The 14611-nt window shown below is 69.9% G+C and carries 13 protein-coding genes; 7 read left to right on the forward strand and 6 right to left on the reverse strand.

Annotated elements, in window-relative coordinates; all coding sequences use genetic code 11:
• Positions 1 to 26: 26 nt before the first annotated feature.
• The 3 genes from K340_RS0121035 to deoC are packed head-to-tail and all read right to left on the reverse strand — an operon-like array spanning position 27 to position 3462.
• On the reverse strand, positions 27 to 944 hold the full coding sequence (locus K340_RS0121035) for an aldehyde dehydrogenase family protein (RefSeq protein ID WP_029138143.1): 918 nt from the start codon (positions 942 to 944) through the stop codon (positions 27 to 29).
• Entirely contained in the window at positions 944 to 2416 is a 1473-nt protein-coding gene (locus K340_RS0121040) for an aldehyde dehydrogenase family protein (RefSeq protein ID WP_029138144.1), read from the reverse strand. The genes K340_RS0121035 and K340_RS0121040 overlap by 1 nt, the downstream gene beginning before the upstream one ends.
• A gap of 5 nt (positions 2417 to 2421) precedes the next feature.
• Positions 2422 to 3462 (reverse strand): deoxyribose-phosphate aldolase, encoded by a 1041-nt coding sequence (deoC, locus tag K340_RS0121045; RefSeq protein ID WP_084614718.1) that lies wholly within the window; start codon positions 3460 to 3462, stop codon positions 2422 to 2424.
• Between the two features lie 61 nt (positions 3463 to 3523).
• On the opposite strand from deoC, the gene K340_RS0121050 reads away from it, so the two are divergent.
• The 4 genes from K340_RS0121050 (at position 3524) to K340_RS0121065 (ending at position 6871) form a co-directional block, all read left to right on the forward strand.
• Entirely contained in the window at positions 3524 to 4162 is a 639-nt protein-coding gene (locus K340_RS0121050; protein WP_211229577.1) for an RNA polymerase sigma factor, read from the forward strand.
• Complete coding sequence (locus tag K340_RS0121055; protein WP_029138147.1) at positions 4159 to 5178, forward strand: serine/threonine-protein kinase; 1020 nt, start codon at positions 4159 to 4161, stop codon at positions 5176 to 5178. The genes K340_RS0121050 and K340_RS0121055 overlap by 4 nt, the downstream gene beginning before the upstream one ends.
• Positions 5179 to 5296: 118 nt before the next feature.
• Complete coding sequence (gene upp / locus K340_RS0121060; protein WP_029138148.1) at positions 5297 to 5950, forward strand: uracil phosphoribosyltransferase; 654 nt, start codon at positions 5297 to 5299, stop codon at positions 5948 to 5950.
• A gap of 135 nt (positions 5951 to 6085) precedes the next feature.
• Positions 6086 to 6871, forward strand: a complete 786-nt coding sequence (locus K340_RS0121065) for an META domain-containing protein (protein WP_154674410.1) — start codon at positions 6086 to 6088, stop codon at positions 6869 to 6871.
• Positions 6872 to 6915: 44 nt separating this feature from the next.
• Here K340_RS0121065 and K340_RS0121070 read toward each other — a convergent pair whose 3' ends face one another.
• Genes K340_RS0121070 through K340_RS32120 form a run of 3 tightly spaced genes read right to left on the reverse strand, consistent with a single transcriptional unit; the run spans position 6916 to position 10617 of the window.
• Entirely contained in the window at positions 6916 to 8556 is a 1641-nt protein-coding gene (locus K340_RS0121070) for a phospho-sugar mutase (protein WP_154674443.1), read from the reverse strand.
• Positions 8557 to 8597: 41 nt separating this feature from the next.
• Positions 8598 to 9416: a purine-nucleoside phosphorylase gene (locus K340_RS0121075; RefSeq protein ID WP_051267101.1), complete on the reverse strand. Its 819-nt coding sequence runs from the start codon at positions 9414 to 9416 to the stop codon at positions 8598 to 8600.
• A 49-nt stretch (positions 9417 to 9465) separates the two neighbouring features.
• Positions 9466 to 10617 (reverse strand): serine/threonine-protein kinase, encoded by a 1152-nt coding sequence (locus K340_RS32120; RefSeq protein WP_037366100.1) that lies wholly within the window; start codon positions 10615 to 10617, stop codon positions 9466 to 9468.
• Positions 10618 to 10774: 157 nt separating this feature from the next.
• On the opposite strand from K340_RS32120, the gene K340_RS37620 reads away from it, so the two are divergent.
• From K340_RS37620 to kdpB, 3 genes are read left to right on the forward strand one after another with little or no spacing between them, the layout of a single operon-like run.
• Positions 10775 to 10858, forward strand: a complete 84-nt coding sequence (locus K340_RS37620) for a potassium-transporting ATPase subunit F (protein WP_084614720.1) — start codon at positions 10775 to 10777, stop codon at positions 10856 to 10858.
• On the forward strand, positions 10855 to 12516 hold the full coding sequence (gene kdpA, locus K340_RS0121090) for a potassium-transporting ATPase subunit KdpA (protein ID WP_029138152.1): 1662 nt from the start codon (positions 10855 to 10857) through the stop codon (positions 12514 to 12516). The genes K340_RS37620 and kdpA overlap by 4 nt, the downstream gene beginning before the upstream one ends.
• Positions 12513 to 14606, forward strand: coding sequence for a potassium-transporting ATPase subunit KdpB (gene kdpB, locus K340_RS0121095; RefSeq protein WP_029138153.1), 2094 nt, complete (start codon positions 12513 to 12515; stop codon positions 14604 to 14606). The genes kdpA and kdpB overlap by 4 nt, the downstream gene beginning before the upstream one ends.
• Positions 14607 to 14611: the final 5 nt, after the last annotated feature.

The following is a 14611-nucleotide window of genomic DNA, read 5'->3' on the forward strand; positions in this document are numbered from 1 at the left end:
CGCTACCGGCCCGGTTCGGGCGCCGGTCAGTACGAGCCGCCGCCGGACAGCGCGACGGCGCCGGTCGGGTGCCAGACCGTCTTGGTCTCCAGGAAGGCTCGCAGCCGGGCGGTGCCGGGCGGGGCGGTGAAGTTCGGCTGCCGCCCCGCGAAGACGCGTTTGACGGTGCCCGCAGCGGCTCGTTCCAGTGCCGCCCGCAGCTCGGCATCGCAACCGGTGAGGTCCAGTGCGTTGACGTCACCGTGCGCGGCCAGGTGCGGCATGATCTCGGCGGCGTCACCGGTCAGCAGGTTCACCACGCCGGCCGGCAGGTCGGCGGTGGCCAGCACCTCGGCGAAGGCGATCGCCGGCAGCGGCCGGGCCGCCGAGCTGACCACGACCGCGGTGTTGCCGGAGGTGATGATCGGCGCGATCACGCTGACCAGTCCGAGGAACGAGTCGTCCTGCGGTGCGGCCGCCGCCACCACCCCGGTCGGTTCCGGCGTCGAGAAGGAGAAGTACGGCCCGGCAACGGGATTGGCGCTGCCCAGGACCGACGCGATCTTGTCGGTCCAGCCGGCGTAGTGCACCAGCCGGTCGATCGCGGCGTCCACCGCGGCGGCGGCCGTGGAAGTCGTCAGCCCCTCGCCCGCGGTGACCAGCTCGACGAACTGGGCCCGCCGGCCCTCCAGCATCTCGGCGATCCGGTAGATCACCTGGCCGCGGTTGTAGGCGGTGCTGCCGGCCCATGTGCCGAAGGCCTTGCGGGCGGCCACCACCGCGTCCCTGGCGTCCTTGCGAGAACCCTGCGCGGCGTTCGCCGCGAAGCCGCCCTTCGCGTCGGTGACCTGGTAGGTGCGTCCGCTCTCGCTGCGCGGGAAGGCACCGCCGATGAACAGTTTGTAGGTCTTGGCAACGGCGACGCGCTCGCCGGCCGCGGCCCTGCCCGAATCCTTGGCCGCCATCAGAATCCCTCCGCCACGTCGTCGGTGTCCAGGTAGGCGCCGAGCCCGCTGCGACCACCCTCCCGGCCGAAGCCGGACTCCTTGTAGCCGCCGAAGGCGGCGGTCGGGTCGAACCGGTTGAAGGTGTTGGCCCACACCACGCCGGCCCGTAGCGACTGCGCCATACCGAGAATGCGCGAGCCCTTCTCGGTCCAGACGCCGGCGGACAGCCCGTACGGGGTGTTGTTCGCCTTGGCGACCGCCTCGTCGGGTGTGCGGAACGTCAGCACCGAGAGCACCGGCCCGAAGATCTCCTCGCGGGCGATCCGCATCGCCTGCGACACCCCGGAGAAGATGGTCGGCGGGAAGAAGAACCCACGGTCCGGGACCGGGCACGGTGACGTCCAGCGCTGCGCGCCCTCGGCGTCGCCGACGGCGGTCAGCTCGCGGATCTTGCTCAGTTGTTCGCCCGAATTGATCGCGCCGACGTCGGTGTTCTTGTCCATCGGATCGCCGATCCGCAGCGTGCCGATCCGGGTGCGGAGCTTCTCCAGCACCTCCTCGGCCACCGATTCCTGCACCAGTAAGCGACTTCCGGCGCAACAGACGTGGCCCTGATTGAAGAAGATCCCGTTCACGATGCCCTCGACCGCCTGGTCGATCGGGGCGTCGTCGAAGACGATGTTGGCGGCCTTCCCGCCCAGCTCGAGGGTGACCTTGCGGCCGGTCCCGGCCAACGACGACTGGATCTGCCGGCCCACGTCGGTGGACCCGGTGAAGGCCACCTTGTCGATCCCGGGATGGTTCACCAGCGCCTTCCCGATGTCGCCGGCGCCGGTCAGGATGTTGACCACGCCCGGCGGCACACCGGCATCGGCGATGATCTCGGCCAACACCAGGATCGACAGCGGGGTGGTCTCTGCCGACTTGATCACCACGGTGTTGCCGGCGGCCAACGCCGGGGCGATCTTCCAGGCGGCCATCAGCAGCGGGAAGTTCCACGGGATCACCTGCCCGGCCACTCCCAGCGGCTTCGGATCGGGACCGAATCCCGCGTGCTGCAACTTGTCTGCCCAACCGGCGTGGTAGAAGAAGTGCGCGGAGGCGGTCGGCACGTCGACGTCGCGGGACTCCTTGATCGGCTTGCCGTTGTCCAGGGTCTCGACCACGGCCAGTTCACGGGCCCGTTCGGCGATGCCGCGGGCGATCCGGAACAGGTACTTGCCGCGCTCGCTGCCCGGCATCTTCGACCAGACCGTGTCGTAGGCGGTGCGGGCCGCCGTCACCGCGGTGTCGACGTCGTCGGTCGAGACGGTGCTCACCACTGCGAGCGGCTGCTCGGTGGCCGGGTTGATCGTCTTGATCTCCTCGCCGTTGCCCTCGACGAACTTTCCACCGATGAACGGCAGGTAGCGCTCCTTGAGCTTGCCGATCGCCGCCGATTCCGGGGCCGGGGCGTATTCCCACTCGAAGCCGCTGGTCTTCTTCGCCATGTGTCTCAGTCCACCGTCACATAGTCGGGCCCGCTGTAGTGGCCCTGGGTCTGCGCCCGGCGCTGCATCACCAGGTCGTTGAGCAGGCTGGAGGCGCCGAACCGGAACAGGAACGGATCCAGCCACTGCGGTCCGGCGACCTCGTGCACGGCCACCAGATAGCGGATCGCGTCTTTGGTGTTGCGGATGCCGCCGGCCGGTTTCACCGCCCGCAGCTCGCCGGTCTGCACGTGCCAGTCGTGCACGGCCTGCAGCATCACGTGGGTGACGGGCAGCGTGGCGGCCGGTGAGATCTTGCCGGTGGAGGTCTTGATGAAATCGCCGCCGGCCAGCAGCGCGAGCCAGGACGCCCTCCGCACGTTGTCGTAGGTGGCGAGTTCGCCGGTCTCCAGGATCACCTTGAGCCGGGTGCCGGAGCCGAGCCGGTCGCATTCGGCCCGGACCGCGGCGATCTGGTCGAAGACCAGACCGTAGTTGCCGGCTAGGAAGGCGCCACGGTCGATCACCATGTCCACCTCGGTGGCGCCGGCCTCGATGGCGTATCTGGTATCGGCGAGTTTCACTGCCAGCGACGATCGACCGGACGGGAAAGCCGTTGCCACCGAGGCGATCCCGATGCCGGTGCCGGCGAGGGCCGGCACCGCGGTGCCGACCATGTCCGGGTAGACACAGACCGCGGCCACCATCGGCGTTTCCGGGACGTCCGGGTCGGGTCGCCGGGCCTTGGCGGCCAGCGATCGCACCTTGCCGGGGGTGTCGGCGCCCTCCAGAGTGGTCAGGTCGACCATCGAGATGGCCAGGTCGATGGCGGCCAGCTTCGAGGCCTTCTTGATGGAGCGGGTGGCCAGCGCGGCGGCCCGGCCCTCGACGCCGACCGGGTCGACGCCGGGCAGACCGTGCAGAAAGCGACGCAGGTGCGATTCGTCGCTGACGGCGTCGGCCAGGTGCGATGGCAGTTGGTCGGGCAGCGCGGCACTGCTCGGCAATTCGGCATCGCCGGGCAGCTCGGCCCGGCCGGGCGCGGCTTCGGACACGGCTCGGTTCATGCCGTCATCCTAGGTCCGGAGTACGCGTCCGGCGGTCGAGGCGTGACAACCGACAGTGACGGTGGAGCGTCTGAACGAGGTGGAACAACTGGAGGCAGCGGTGGCCCCGACCAGCACCGACCGGATGAGGCCCGACCGCACCGGCACCGGGCAGCGCCCCGGGATCGCCGGTCCGGCCGGCGTCGCCTCGCCGATCGACCAGCTGTACCGCACCTATTGGGACTCGCTGGTGCGGCTGGCCTGGTTGATGACTGGCGACCAGTCGACGGCAGAGGAGGTCGTCGCCGATGCGTTGGTCGCGCTGCATCGCCGCTGGGACGGGTTGGGCACGGTCGCGAACCTGCCGGCCTACCTGCGGCGCAGCGTCATCAACGGTTGCCGATCGCACGGCCGGCGGCGGGTGCTGGAACGGGCGCACCTGGCCAATGAGGCGAACGTGGTGGCCCGGATCGGCGACGCACCGAGCGCCGAGGCCCAGGTCCTGGAACGGTTCGGCCGCGCCGATGTGCTGTCGGCACTTGCCCAGTTGCCGCGACGTCAACGCGAAGTGCTGGTTCTGCGTTATTACCTCGATCTGTCCGAGGGACAGATCGCCGAAACCCTCGACGTATCGCCAGGTTCGGTCAAGTCGCACGCCCATCGTGGGCTCGCTGCGCTGCGTGACCGGATGGCCGACCACAACCCGCTGGAGGATCGATGAACGGCGACCTGCACGATCTGAGCCCACTGGAGAACGAGCTGCGTCGCGCCCTGGACGACGAGGCGTCCCGGATCCGGCCGTCCGACCTGCGAGCGGAGATCATCGACCGGGCAGGGCAGGCCGGTCGGCGACGGACCTGGGCGAACCGGGTCGCGCCGCTCGGGGTGGCCGCCGCCCTGGTGGCCATCGCCACGGTGATCTGGTCGGCCGGTGGTCCGGCAGGCACCGCCCCGGCCGGGCACCCGTCGGCGGATCCGTCAGCACCGGCGACCAGTCCGGACGGCGCCTACGACCGGGCCCGCGAGTTGCAGTCGGCGGATCCGTCAGCACCGGCGACCAGCCCGGACGGCGCCTACGACCGGGCGCGCGAGTTGCAGACGGCGGATCCGTCAGCTCCGGCGACCAGTCCGGACGGCGCCTACGACCGGGCTCGCGAGTTGCAGACGGCGGATCCGTCAGCTCCGGCGACCAGCCCGGACGGCGCCTACGACCGGGCCCGCGAGTTGCAGACGCAGGATCCGTCGGCGCCGTCGGTGAGCTCCACCGAGTTGCCGTCGCTGGGGACCGCGACGGCCGGCCCGGGGCTGACGATCGAGGCGGACGGCCCGGCCACGATCGGTGCCGGCCGCACGCCGTCGCCGGGAATGGCACTGGAGTGGACGCTGGACCGTGACGGCGTGCAGATCACCAGCGGCCGGCTCTTCTCGGACCAGGCGACCGGTGCCTTCCGCATCCCGGTCGGGGTGCTTCGGAACGGTCGGTATCGAATGGAGGTCTGGCAGCCGGGTACCGGTCCGAGCGGGGCGCGGTATGCCATCGACAGCGACTTCGTGCTGACCGGCAACCTGCGCCCGCCGGCCACCGCGAACCCGGCATCCGCCGGACCGTCAGCCACCTCGGTGCGCCCGCCGGCCACCGCGAACCCGGCATCCGCGGGTCCGTCAGCCACCTCGACCCGGCCGCCGAGCACCCGGCCGCCGAGCCCGACAGCGGCCCGCACCACCTCCGGCGGCTGATCGCGGCGGGTCTGTCAGCGGCGCTTGCGGGGTGGGATGACGCTACGGTGATCGTGCGTCATGCCTTCCGGTGTCCACTGCGCCGTTCGTCAGCCCCGATCCCGTTCCTGGAGCGCCCATGCCAGCCCCGCACGCCATTCCCGCCGACCTCGACGTGACGGTGGTGGACCATCCACTCGCCGCGTCCCGGTTGTCGATCATGCGGGACGCCCGCACCGACAACGCCGCCTTCCGGGCGGCGCTGCGGGAGCTGACCATGATGCTGATCTACGAGGCCACCAGGAACCTGGCCACCGAACTGGTGCCGATCCACACCCCGGTGGCCCGCACCGACGCCACCCGGCTGGCGAACCCGCCGCTGCTGGTGCCGGTGTTGCGCGCCGGGCTGGGGATGGCGGACACCGCGCACACCCTGATCCCGGAATCGCAGATGGGGTTCGTCGGGATGGCCCGCGACGAGGAGACGCACCTGCCGACGCCGTACATGGAGTCGCTGCCGGCGTCGCTGGCCGGCCGGCCGGTGTTCGTGCTCGACCCGATGCTGGCCACCGGCGGCTCCATGGTGCACACCATCCGGCTGTTGGTCGACCGCGGTGCCACCGAGGTGACGGCGGTCTGTGCGCTGGCCGCGCCCGAGGGCCTGGTCACGCTCGCGGAGTCGGGGTTGCCGGTCCGGGTGGTCACCGGATCGGTGGACGAACGGCTGAACGACTCGGCGTTCATCGTGCCGGGGCTGGGCGACGCGGGGGACCGCCAGTTCGGTGCCGTCTGACGGCCTGCGGTGCCGTCTGACGGCCGCCTGACCGCCTGCGGGCGACCGGCTCCGCGGGTCCGGCCTTGTCGTCCGTGCAACCCCATGATCCACTCGGCACGTCGGGTAGCTGTGACGACCAACAGGGAGACGCTGATGAGCAACCGCACAGGGCCGCGCCGCCGAACCGTTTCCGTGCTGATCGCGCTGCTGGCGGGCGGCGCGCTGGCGTTGACGGCTTGCGCGTCCGACACCCAGCCGGGGTCGGACGCGGCCGGCGCCCAGAGCCCGTCGGAGAGCCCGACGCAGGTCAGCTCTGCTCCGTCGACCCAGCAGAGCTCTGCGCCCGCAAGCTCAACCCAGGACAGCACGGCCGGCACAGCACCCGATGGCCTGGCCGGTTACCTGTTCACCTCGACGTCGGCTACCGGTCGCACCCTGGTCAAGGACAAGCCGCTGACCATCTCGTTCGGCGACCGGGGCGAGGTCGGTCTGCATGCAGGCTGCAACGGGATGGGCGGCACGCCGGTGTTCACGGCCGCCGAACTGAAGGTCGACCAGATCGTCTCGACGATGATGGCCTGCGTCGATCCGGCCGGTGGCAACAGCGTGATGGATCAGGAGAACTGGTACGGCAAGTGGCTCACCGCCGGGGTCAGCTGGAAGCTCGACGGAACGGATCTGGTGCTCAGCGGCGACGGCGTGAGTGTCACCTTCGAACGCACCGGTAAGGCTGACGAGAAACCCACCGCGGGCAGCGGCGAGGACGGCTCGGCCGCCGCCACGTCCTCGACGGCATCCCAGCCGTCGGTACCGGCCGAGCACACCGCGATCACCGCTCCGCTGGTCGAACCGGCGACCCCGGTCCAGTCGACGACGCCTCCCGGCAAGACCCGCGACGGCGGCGTCTCGGTCGATCCGCCGCCGACCAGCACGAACTGACCTCGTCCACCGGGCAGCTCCGGTGGGAGATGTCGGTGCGAGGGTCAGCCGGACAGCCCGAGCAGCCCGGACAGCTCGGATCGCAGTGCCGAGAGTTGTTCGGCCGCATCGGTTCTGACGCCCGTCAGCTCCGCCAGCCCGGCGGCGACCGGGAGCGTTACCTCCAGGTAGCACTTGAGTTTCGGCTCGGTGCCGGAGGGCCGCACCACCACCCGTGCCCGGTCGGTGCGCAGCACCACCGCGTCGGTGCGCGGCAGCAGGTCCTCGGTACCGGTCACCGGGTCGCCCAGCAGCGTCGACGGCAGCGCGGCCCGGAGTCGGGCCATCGCATCGGCGATCTCGGTCAGGTCGCTGACCCGCACCGACAGCTGGTCGGTGGCGTGCAGTCCGTGCGCCCTGGCCAGATCGTCGAGGGCGTCGAAAACGGTGCGGCCGGCCGCCTTCAGTGTTGCCGCCAGGTCGGCCGCGACCACGCCGGCCGAGATGCCGTCCTTGTCCCGGACCCCGTCGGGATCGACGCAGACGCCCAGCGCTTCCTCGTAGGCGTAGACCAGCCCGGTGCCCCGGCCGTCGCCGGCCCGCACCAGCCACTTGAAGCCGGTGAGCGTCTCGTCGAACCTCGCCGATCGGGCCGCGGCGATCGACTTCAACAGTGATGACGAGACGATGGTGGTGGCCACCAACGGATCCGGGTGCACCGCCGGGTTCAGCCCGGCCAGCAGGTGGTCGCCCAGCAGGGCACCCGTCTCGTCGCCGCGCAGCATCCGCCAGCTGCCGTCGGCGGCCTTCGCGCCGAGCGCGCAGCGGTCGGCGTCCGGGTCGTTGGCGATGGCCAGGTCGGCATCCAGCTCGGTGGCCAGGGCCAGCAGCTGGTCGGTGGCGCCGGGTTCCTCCGGGTTCGGGAAGGCGACGGTGGGAAACGCCGGGTCGGGCTGTTCCTGCGCCGGGACCTGGTGCACGTCGGTGAATCCCGCTCGCCGCAACGCTTCCAGTAATGTGCTGGCGCCGACACCGTGCATGGCGGTAGCCACGATGCGCAGCTGTCGCTCGCTGCCCGACGCCAACGCCGCTGCGCGGTGCAGGTAGTTCTCCACGATCGAATCCGGCCAGGGCTGCGGAACACCATCGGTGTCGATGCTGACGGCCGGCCGGGCAGCCGCGATCGCCGCCTCGATCGCGGCGTCGGCCGGCGGCACCAACTGTGCGCCGGCCTCCAGATAGACCTTCAGCCCGTTGTCCTGCGGCGGGTTGTGTGAGGCCGTGATCTGCAGTCCGGCGGCCGCATTCAGCTCACGGACGGCGTACGCGGTGATCGGTGTCGGCAGCGGGCCGGGAGCCAGCAGAACGGTGAATCCGGCCGCCGCCAGCACCTTTGCCGCGTCCCCGGCGAATTCGGCGGACCGGTGACGGGCGTCGTACCCGATCACCACGGTGCGGCCCGGCCCGCCGTTCGCCCTGAGATAGGCGGCGATCCCGGCGGCGGCCCGGCGGACCACCGCCAGGTTCATCCCGGCCGGCCCGGCGCGCAGCGGGCCACGCAATCCCGCGGTTCCGAAGGTCAGCGGGGCACTCATCCGTTCGGTCAGTTCGGCCAGTGCGGAAGCCTTGCCGCCCATGGCGTCCGCCAGTACCTGCTGCAACTCGGTGCGGTCAGTGGCCGACGGGTCGTCGGCGATCCAGCGCATCGCCGACTGACGCAGGGTCGCGGACAATGCCGTCACCTCGGTCACGACCGCTCGATCAGCTCGGCCAGCAGAGTTCCCATCCGGCCGGCGGCATCCCGGCCGGCGTCCAGCACCTCGGCGTGGTCCAGCGGTTCGCCGGTCATCCCGGCGGCCATGTTGGTCACCAGCGACAGGCCGAACACCTCGGCGCCGGCTTCCCGGATCGCGATGGCCTCCAGCGCTGTCGACATGCCGACCAGGTCGGCGCCGAGCCCGCGGAGCATCCGGATCTCGGCGGGCGTCTCGTAGTGCGGACCCGGCAGCTGGGCGTACACGCCCTCGGTCAGCGTCGGGTCGATGGTCCGGGCCAGCTCGCGTAGTCGGGGCGAGTACAGGTCCGTCAGATCCACGAAGTTCGCGCCGACGATCGGCGAGGTCGCGGTGAGATTCAGGTGATCGGAGATCATCACCGGCTGGCCCACCGACAACCCCTCGGCCAGGCCGCCGGCCGCGTTGGTCAGGATCACCGTGCGCGCGCCGGCGGCGGCGGCGGTGCGGACCCCGTGCACCACCGGGCCGACGCCGAGTCCTTCGTAGAAATGCGTCCGGCCCAACAGCACCAGTACTCGCTTGTCGCCGACCGGGACCGATCGGACCCGGCCGGCATGGCCGGCCACCACCGGGGCCGAGAAGCCCGGCAGATCCGTCATCGACAACTCGACCGTGGGGGTGCCCAGCTCGTCGGCGGCCGGCACCCAACCGGAACCCAGGACGAGGGCGACATCGTGATGCAGTACGCCGGTGGCCCTGGCCAGGACGGCGGCGGCCTCTTCGGCGGTGGCGCGGGTGACGGTGTTGGCGTCGATGGTCTGATCGGACATGCTGCTCACCCTAGGGCGTGATCCGCCCGGTCGGTGAAGACACTTCGACTCAGACCTGACCGCCCCAGTCGGCGATCAGCCGGACCACGAAGTACCCGACGGCGGCGGCCGCGATCACGACCAGCGCGGCCACCGGCAGCAGCCAGCCCGGCCGTCCGGGCCGATCGGCGGTCGCCGGCAGGGCGGGCAGCGGTGCGGCGTTGCTGCCCGCCCAGGGCGGCGGGGGCTGGACCGGTGGGGTGGCCGCCCGGCGAACCGGCGGGTGCACCGGCACCCGAACCGGCGGCGACGCCGTCCCGGTGCCGGCCCGGCCGGCCGGCACCGGGACCATCCGGGCGAGCTCGGCGCGCATCCCGGTCGGGTCGTCGGCCACCTCACGCAGCCGCCGGCCGGCCTCGGCCACCGTCATCCTGGCGTTCGGGTCCTTGCGCAGCAGGCCGTCGATGATCGGCCCGAGGGATCCTGAATGTGGGTGCGGCGGAACGGGTTCGGCCACCACTGCGGTCAGCGTCGGGATTGCCTCGCCGCGGTCGAACGGTGGCCGGCCCTCGACGGTGGCGAACAGCATCGCGCCCAGACCCCAGGCGTCCGACATCGGTGATGCGGGCGCGCCGGAGGCCACCTCGGGGGAGATGTAGGCGGGGGAGCCGAGCAACAGGCCGGTCACCGTCATCGTCGGTTCGTCGGCGCTGCGCGCGATGCCGAAGTCGGTCAGCTTGATCCGCCCGTCGTTGCCGACCAGGACGTTGCCCGGTTTCACGTCGCGGTGGGTGATCCCGGCGTCGTGCGCGGCCCGCAGCCCGCCGGCAACGGCGACCCCGATGGTGCCCGCCGCGCCGGGGCGTAGCGGTCCGTCCTGCTTGAGTACCTCGGCCAGCGACCTGGCGTCCAGCAACTCCATCACGATGAACGGCCGGCCCTCGACGGTGAGGATGTCGAACAGGGTGATCACGTGCGGGTGGGACAGCGCGCCGATCGCCCTGGCCTCGCGCAACGTGCGGTCGGTGAGCATGCCGACCTCACCGGCCGGCATACCGGCCGGGAAGTTGATCTCCTTGATGGCCACCCGGCGGTGCACGACGTCGTCGTAGGCCCGCCACACCGTGCCCATCGCGCCCCGGCCGATGGTCGCCTCCAGCCGGTAGCGGCCGGCCAGGTATCGCGGTGGCTGCGGCGATCGGGGCTCGGACACGGCTGCCATTCTCGCACCGGGGGCGCCGTCCGACGGGGCCGGTGTCAAGGACACGTCAAGATCCGCTGCCTCGGCGTCAGGACGGCGTCAGCGCCGGCACCGAACCCGCGCGCGGGCTCCTAGCGTCGGGGTGCCGGCCATCCGGGCAGGCGAGAGGTGAGGTTCGATGGTGATCGTTGCCGCCGTGTGCGGACTCCTGTTGCTCGGCTACCTGGTGGTCGCCCTGGTGATTCCGGAGCGTCTCGGATGACCGGGTGGCTGGCCACCGGCCTGGAAATACTGACCCTGGTGGTGCTGCTCGGGATCGTGCAGCGGCCACTGGGTGACTACATCGCGGTCACGCTGGAGAGTAAGCGACATCTGCGGGTGGAGCGCGGCCTCTACCGATTCCTGCGGATCGACTCGGCTGCCGATCAGAAATGGTCGACGTACCTGATCTCACTGCTGGCCTTCTCGCTGGCCGGATTCGGGTTGCTGTGGTTGATCCTGTCGACCCAACAGTGGCTGCCGCTGAGCCTCGGCCACGGACCGATGAGCGCCGATCAGGGATTCAACACGGCGGCGTCGTTCGTGGCCAACACGAACTGGCAGTCCTACGCCGGTGAGTCCACCTTGGGGCACACCGCTCAGGCCGCCGGGCTGACGGTGCAGAACTTCGTGTCGGCGGCGGTCGGCATCGTTGTTGCGGTCGCGTTGATTCGTGGATTCGTCCGCAACCACACCGACCGGCTCGGAAACTTCTGGGTCGACCTGACCAGGGTGGTGGTGCGGGTACTGCTGCCGATCGCGGTGGTCGGCGCCACCCTGCTGATCGTCTGTGGGGTGATCCAGAACCTGGCATCGCCGACCACGATCACCACGCTGGCCGGCGTCGGCCAGACCATTCCCGGTGGCCCGGTCGCCTCCCAGGAGGTGATCAAGCTGTTGGGTACCAACGGCGGCGGCTTCTTCAACGCCAATTCGGCGCATCCGCTGGAGAACCCGAACGCGGCGTCGAACTTCCTGCAGTACTTCCTCATCCTGCTGATCCCGGTGTCGTTGCCAAGGACCATCGGCCGGTTGCTCGGCAACTACCGACAGGGGCTGGCCATCCTCGGCGTGATGGTCGCATTGTGGGCGATCTCGCTGACCGTCACGATGGTCTCCGAGTCGGCGCATCCCGGTTCCGCGTTGCAGGCGGCCGGCGGGGCGATGGAGGGCAAGGAGACCCGTTTCGGGGTAGCGAGTTCGGTGTTGTTCGCCACCGCGACAACGCTCACCTCGACCGGTGCCGTCGACTCCATGCATTCGTCCTACACCGGCTTCGGCGGCGGCATGCTGCTGCTGAACATGCTGATCGGCGAGGTGGCGCCCGGTGGCGTCGGATCCGGCATCTACGGAATCCTGATCCTGGCTGTCATCACCGTGTTCGTCGCCGGGTTGATGGTCGGCCGCACGCCGACCTTCCTGGGCAAGCAGATCGGCACCACCCAGATGAAGTGGGCCGCCGGCTACCTGCTGGTCGTGCCGGCTCTGGTCCTGGTGAACACCGCGATCGCCCTGCTGGGCGGCAATCAGGACACCGCCGCCAATCCCGACTCGCCGCACGGGCTGACCGAGCTGCTCTATGCCAGCGGATCGGCGGCCAACAACAACGGATCCGCATTCGCCGGGCTCAGTGCCAATACACCGTTCTGGAACATCTCGTTGGGCGTGTTGATGCTGCTCGGCCGGTTCGTCTGCATCGGCATGGTGTTGGCACTGGCCGGATCCGTTGCCCGGCAAGGTAGTAGGCCCGACGACGCAGGAACCCTACCGACCCACCGGCCGCTGTTCGCCACCATGCTTTTCGGCATGGTGATCCTGGTCTCCGCACTGACCTACCTGCCCGCGCTCGCGCTCGGGCCGATCGCAGAAGGACTGTCATGAACACCCCGACCCTAGATCGAACCGAAGCCGGGACGGTGAACCGGCAGTCGACCGCACGGGTGGCCGGCGGCGGATTCCGGCCGTCCGCCCTGGTCGCCGCGCTCCCGGCCGCGCTGCGCAAGTTGCATCCCCGGCACATGATTGCCACCCCGGTGATGTTCGTGGTGTACGTCGGTGCCGTCATCTGCACCGTGCTGTGCGTCACCGAGGAGCAGAAGACTTTCACCATCCTGGCCACCTGCTGGCTGTGGTTGACCGTCGTCTTCGCCAACGCCGCCGACGCGGTAGCCGAGGGCAGGGGTAAGGCGCAGGCCGCGACATTGCGCGCCGGCCGGGACACGCTGACCGCCAGGCGGCTGCGGGCCGACGGTACCGAGGAATCGGTGCCGGCCGCCGAGCTGAAGGTCGGTGACCGGGTCGTCTGTACTGCCGGAGACGTGATTCCCGGTGACGGTGACGTCACCGAAGGTGTTGCCTCGGTCGATGAATCGGCAATCACGGGGGAGTCCGCGCCCGTCGTACGGGAATCGGGCGGCGACCGATCGTCGGTGACCGGTGGTACCAGGGTGCTGTCCGACCGGATCGTCGTCACCATCACCACAAAGCCGGGCGAGTCGTTCGTCGACCGGATGATCGCCCTGGTCGAGGGGTCGAAGCGGCAGAAGACACCCAACGAGATCGCCCTGAACATCCTGCTGGCGACGATGACGATCATCTTCCTGTTGGTGGTGATGACGCTGTACCCGATGGCCGAGTACTCCGGTGCGGTGCCGTCGATCGTCGTGTTGGTCTGCCTGCTGGTCTGCCTGATCCCGACCACCATCGGCGCCCTGGTCTCCTGCATCGGGGTGGCCGGGATGGATCGGCTGGTGCAGCGCAACGTGTTGGCGATGAGCGGCCGGGCGGTCGAGGCCGCTGGTGACGTATCAACTCTGCTGTTGGACAAGACCGGCACCATCACCTACGGCAACCGGCAGGCCGCCGCGTTGATCCCGGATCCCGAGGTCGATGCGGACGTGCTGCGCGACGTCGTGCTGCTGTCGTCGCTGGCTGACGAGACTCCGGAAGGCAGATCGATCGTCGAGTTGTGCCAGCAGTACGGCGCCGACATCGATGCCGCCCGCCGGCGGGCAGACCATGGCACCATCGTCGAATTCTCCGCGGCCACCAGAATGAGCGGTGTTGATCTGCCGGACCGGCAGATCCGCAAGGGCGCGGTGACCGCGGTGTCCGATTGGCTTGCCGAGAACCATTTCCACGTGCACCAGCAACTTCTCGGCGAGGCCGACGAGATCTCCGCCGACGGCGGCACGGCGTTGTTGGTCGCCGAGGTCACCCCGGCCAGTGGCCGGGCGCTCGGCGTCATCCACCTCAAGGACGTCGTCAAACCCGGTATCAAGGAACGGTTCTCCGAGTTGCGGGCGATGGGCATCAAGACGGTGATGATCACCGGTGACTCCGAGTTGACCGCGCGCAGCATCGCCGCCGAGGCCGGCGTCGACGACTATCTGGCGGAGGCAACACCGGAGGACAAGCTGGCGCTGATCAAGCGGGAGCAGATCCAGGGCCGGATCGTCGCGATGACCGGTGATGGCACCAACGATGCCCCGGCGCTCGCCCAGGCCGATGTCGGGGTGGCGATGAACACCGGCACCGCGGCCGCCAAGGAGGCCGGCAACATGGTGGACCTGGACTCGAGCCCCACCAAGCTGATCGACATCGTGGAGATCGGCAAGCAGTTGCTGATCACCCGTGGAGCACTGACCACGTTCTCGTTGGCCAACGACATCGCGAAGTACTTCGCGATCCTGCCGGCAATGTTCATGGGGGTCTTCCCCGGGCTAGCGGCGTTGAACATCATGCGGCTGTCCTCGCCCACGTCGGCAATCCTGTCCGCCGTGATCTTCAATGCGTTGGTGATCGTCGGGCTGATTCCGTTGGCCCTCAAGGGCGTCAGCTACCGCCCGTCGTCGGCAGCAAAACTGCTGGCCCGCAACCTCGCCATCTACGGCATCGGCGGTGTTGTGGTGCCGTTCGTCGGCATCAAACTCATCGACCTGCTCGTCTCACTCATCCCCGGAATTGGTTGATCGCC

It is taken from the genome of Nakamurella lactea DSM 19367, assembly GCF_000426645.1.
GTDB lineage: Bacteria > Actinomycetota > Actinomycetes > Mycobacteriales > Nakamurellaceae > Nakamurella > Nakamurella lactea.

Excerpts from the sequence above, each read along its gene's own strand:
- K340_RS37620 (WP_084614720.1), top strand. The coding sequence starts at position 10,775 with ATGGTGATCGTTGCCGCCGTGTGCGGACTCCTGTTGCTCGGCTACCTG.
- K340_RS0121070 (WP_154674443.1), bottom strand. The coding sequence starts at position 8,556 with ATGCGCTGGATCGCCGACGACCCGTCGGCCACTGACCGCACCGAGTTG.
- K340_RS0121075 (WP_051267101.1), bottom strand. The coding sequence starts at position 9,416 with ATGTCCGATCAGACCATCGACGCCAACACCGTCACCCGCGCCACCGCC.
- kdpB (WP_029138153.1), top strand. The coding sequence starts at position 12,513 with ATGAACACCCCGACCCTAGATCGAACCGAAGCCGGGACGGTGAACCGG.
- deoC (WP_084614718.1), bottom strand. The coding sequence starts at position 3,462 with ATGAACCGAGCCGTGTCCGAAGCCGCGCCCGGCCGGGCCGAGCTGCCC.
- upp (WP_029138148.1), top strand. The coding sequence starts at position 5,297 with ATGCCAGCCCCGCACGCCATTCCCGCCGACCTCGACGTGACGGTGGTG.
- K340_RS0121065 (WP_154674410.1), top strand. The coding sequence starts at position 6,086 with ATGAGCAACCGCACAGGGCCGCGCCGCCGAACCGTTTCCGTGCTGATC.
- K340_RS0121040 (WP_029138144.1), bottom strand. The coding sequence starts at position 2,416 with ATGGCGAAGAAGACCAGCGGCTTCGAGTGGGAATACGCCCCGGCCCCG.
- kdpA (WP_029138152.1), top strand. The coding sequence starts at position 10,855 with ATGACCGGGTGGCTGGCCACCGGCCTGGAAATACTGACCCTGGTGGTG.
- K340_RS32120 (WP_037366100.1), bottom strand. The coding sequence starts at position 10,617 with ATGGCAGCCGTGTCCGAGCCCCGATCGCCGCAGCCACCGCGATACCTG.
- K340_RS0121055 (WP_029138147.1), top strand. The coding sequence starts at position 4,159 with ATGAACGGCGACCTGCACGATCTGAGCCCACTGGAGAACGAGCTGCGT.
- K340_RS0121035 (WP_029138143.1), bottom strand. The coding sequence starts at position 944 with ATGGCGGCCAAGGATTCGGGCAGGGCCGCGGCCGGCGAGCGCGTCGCC.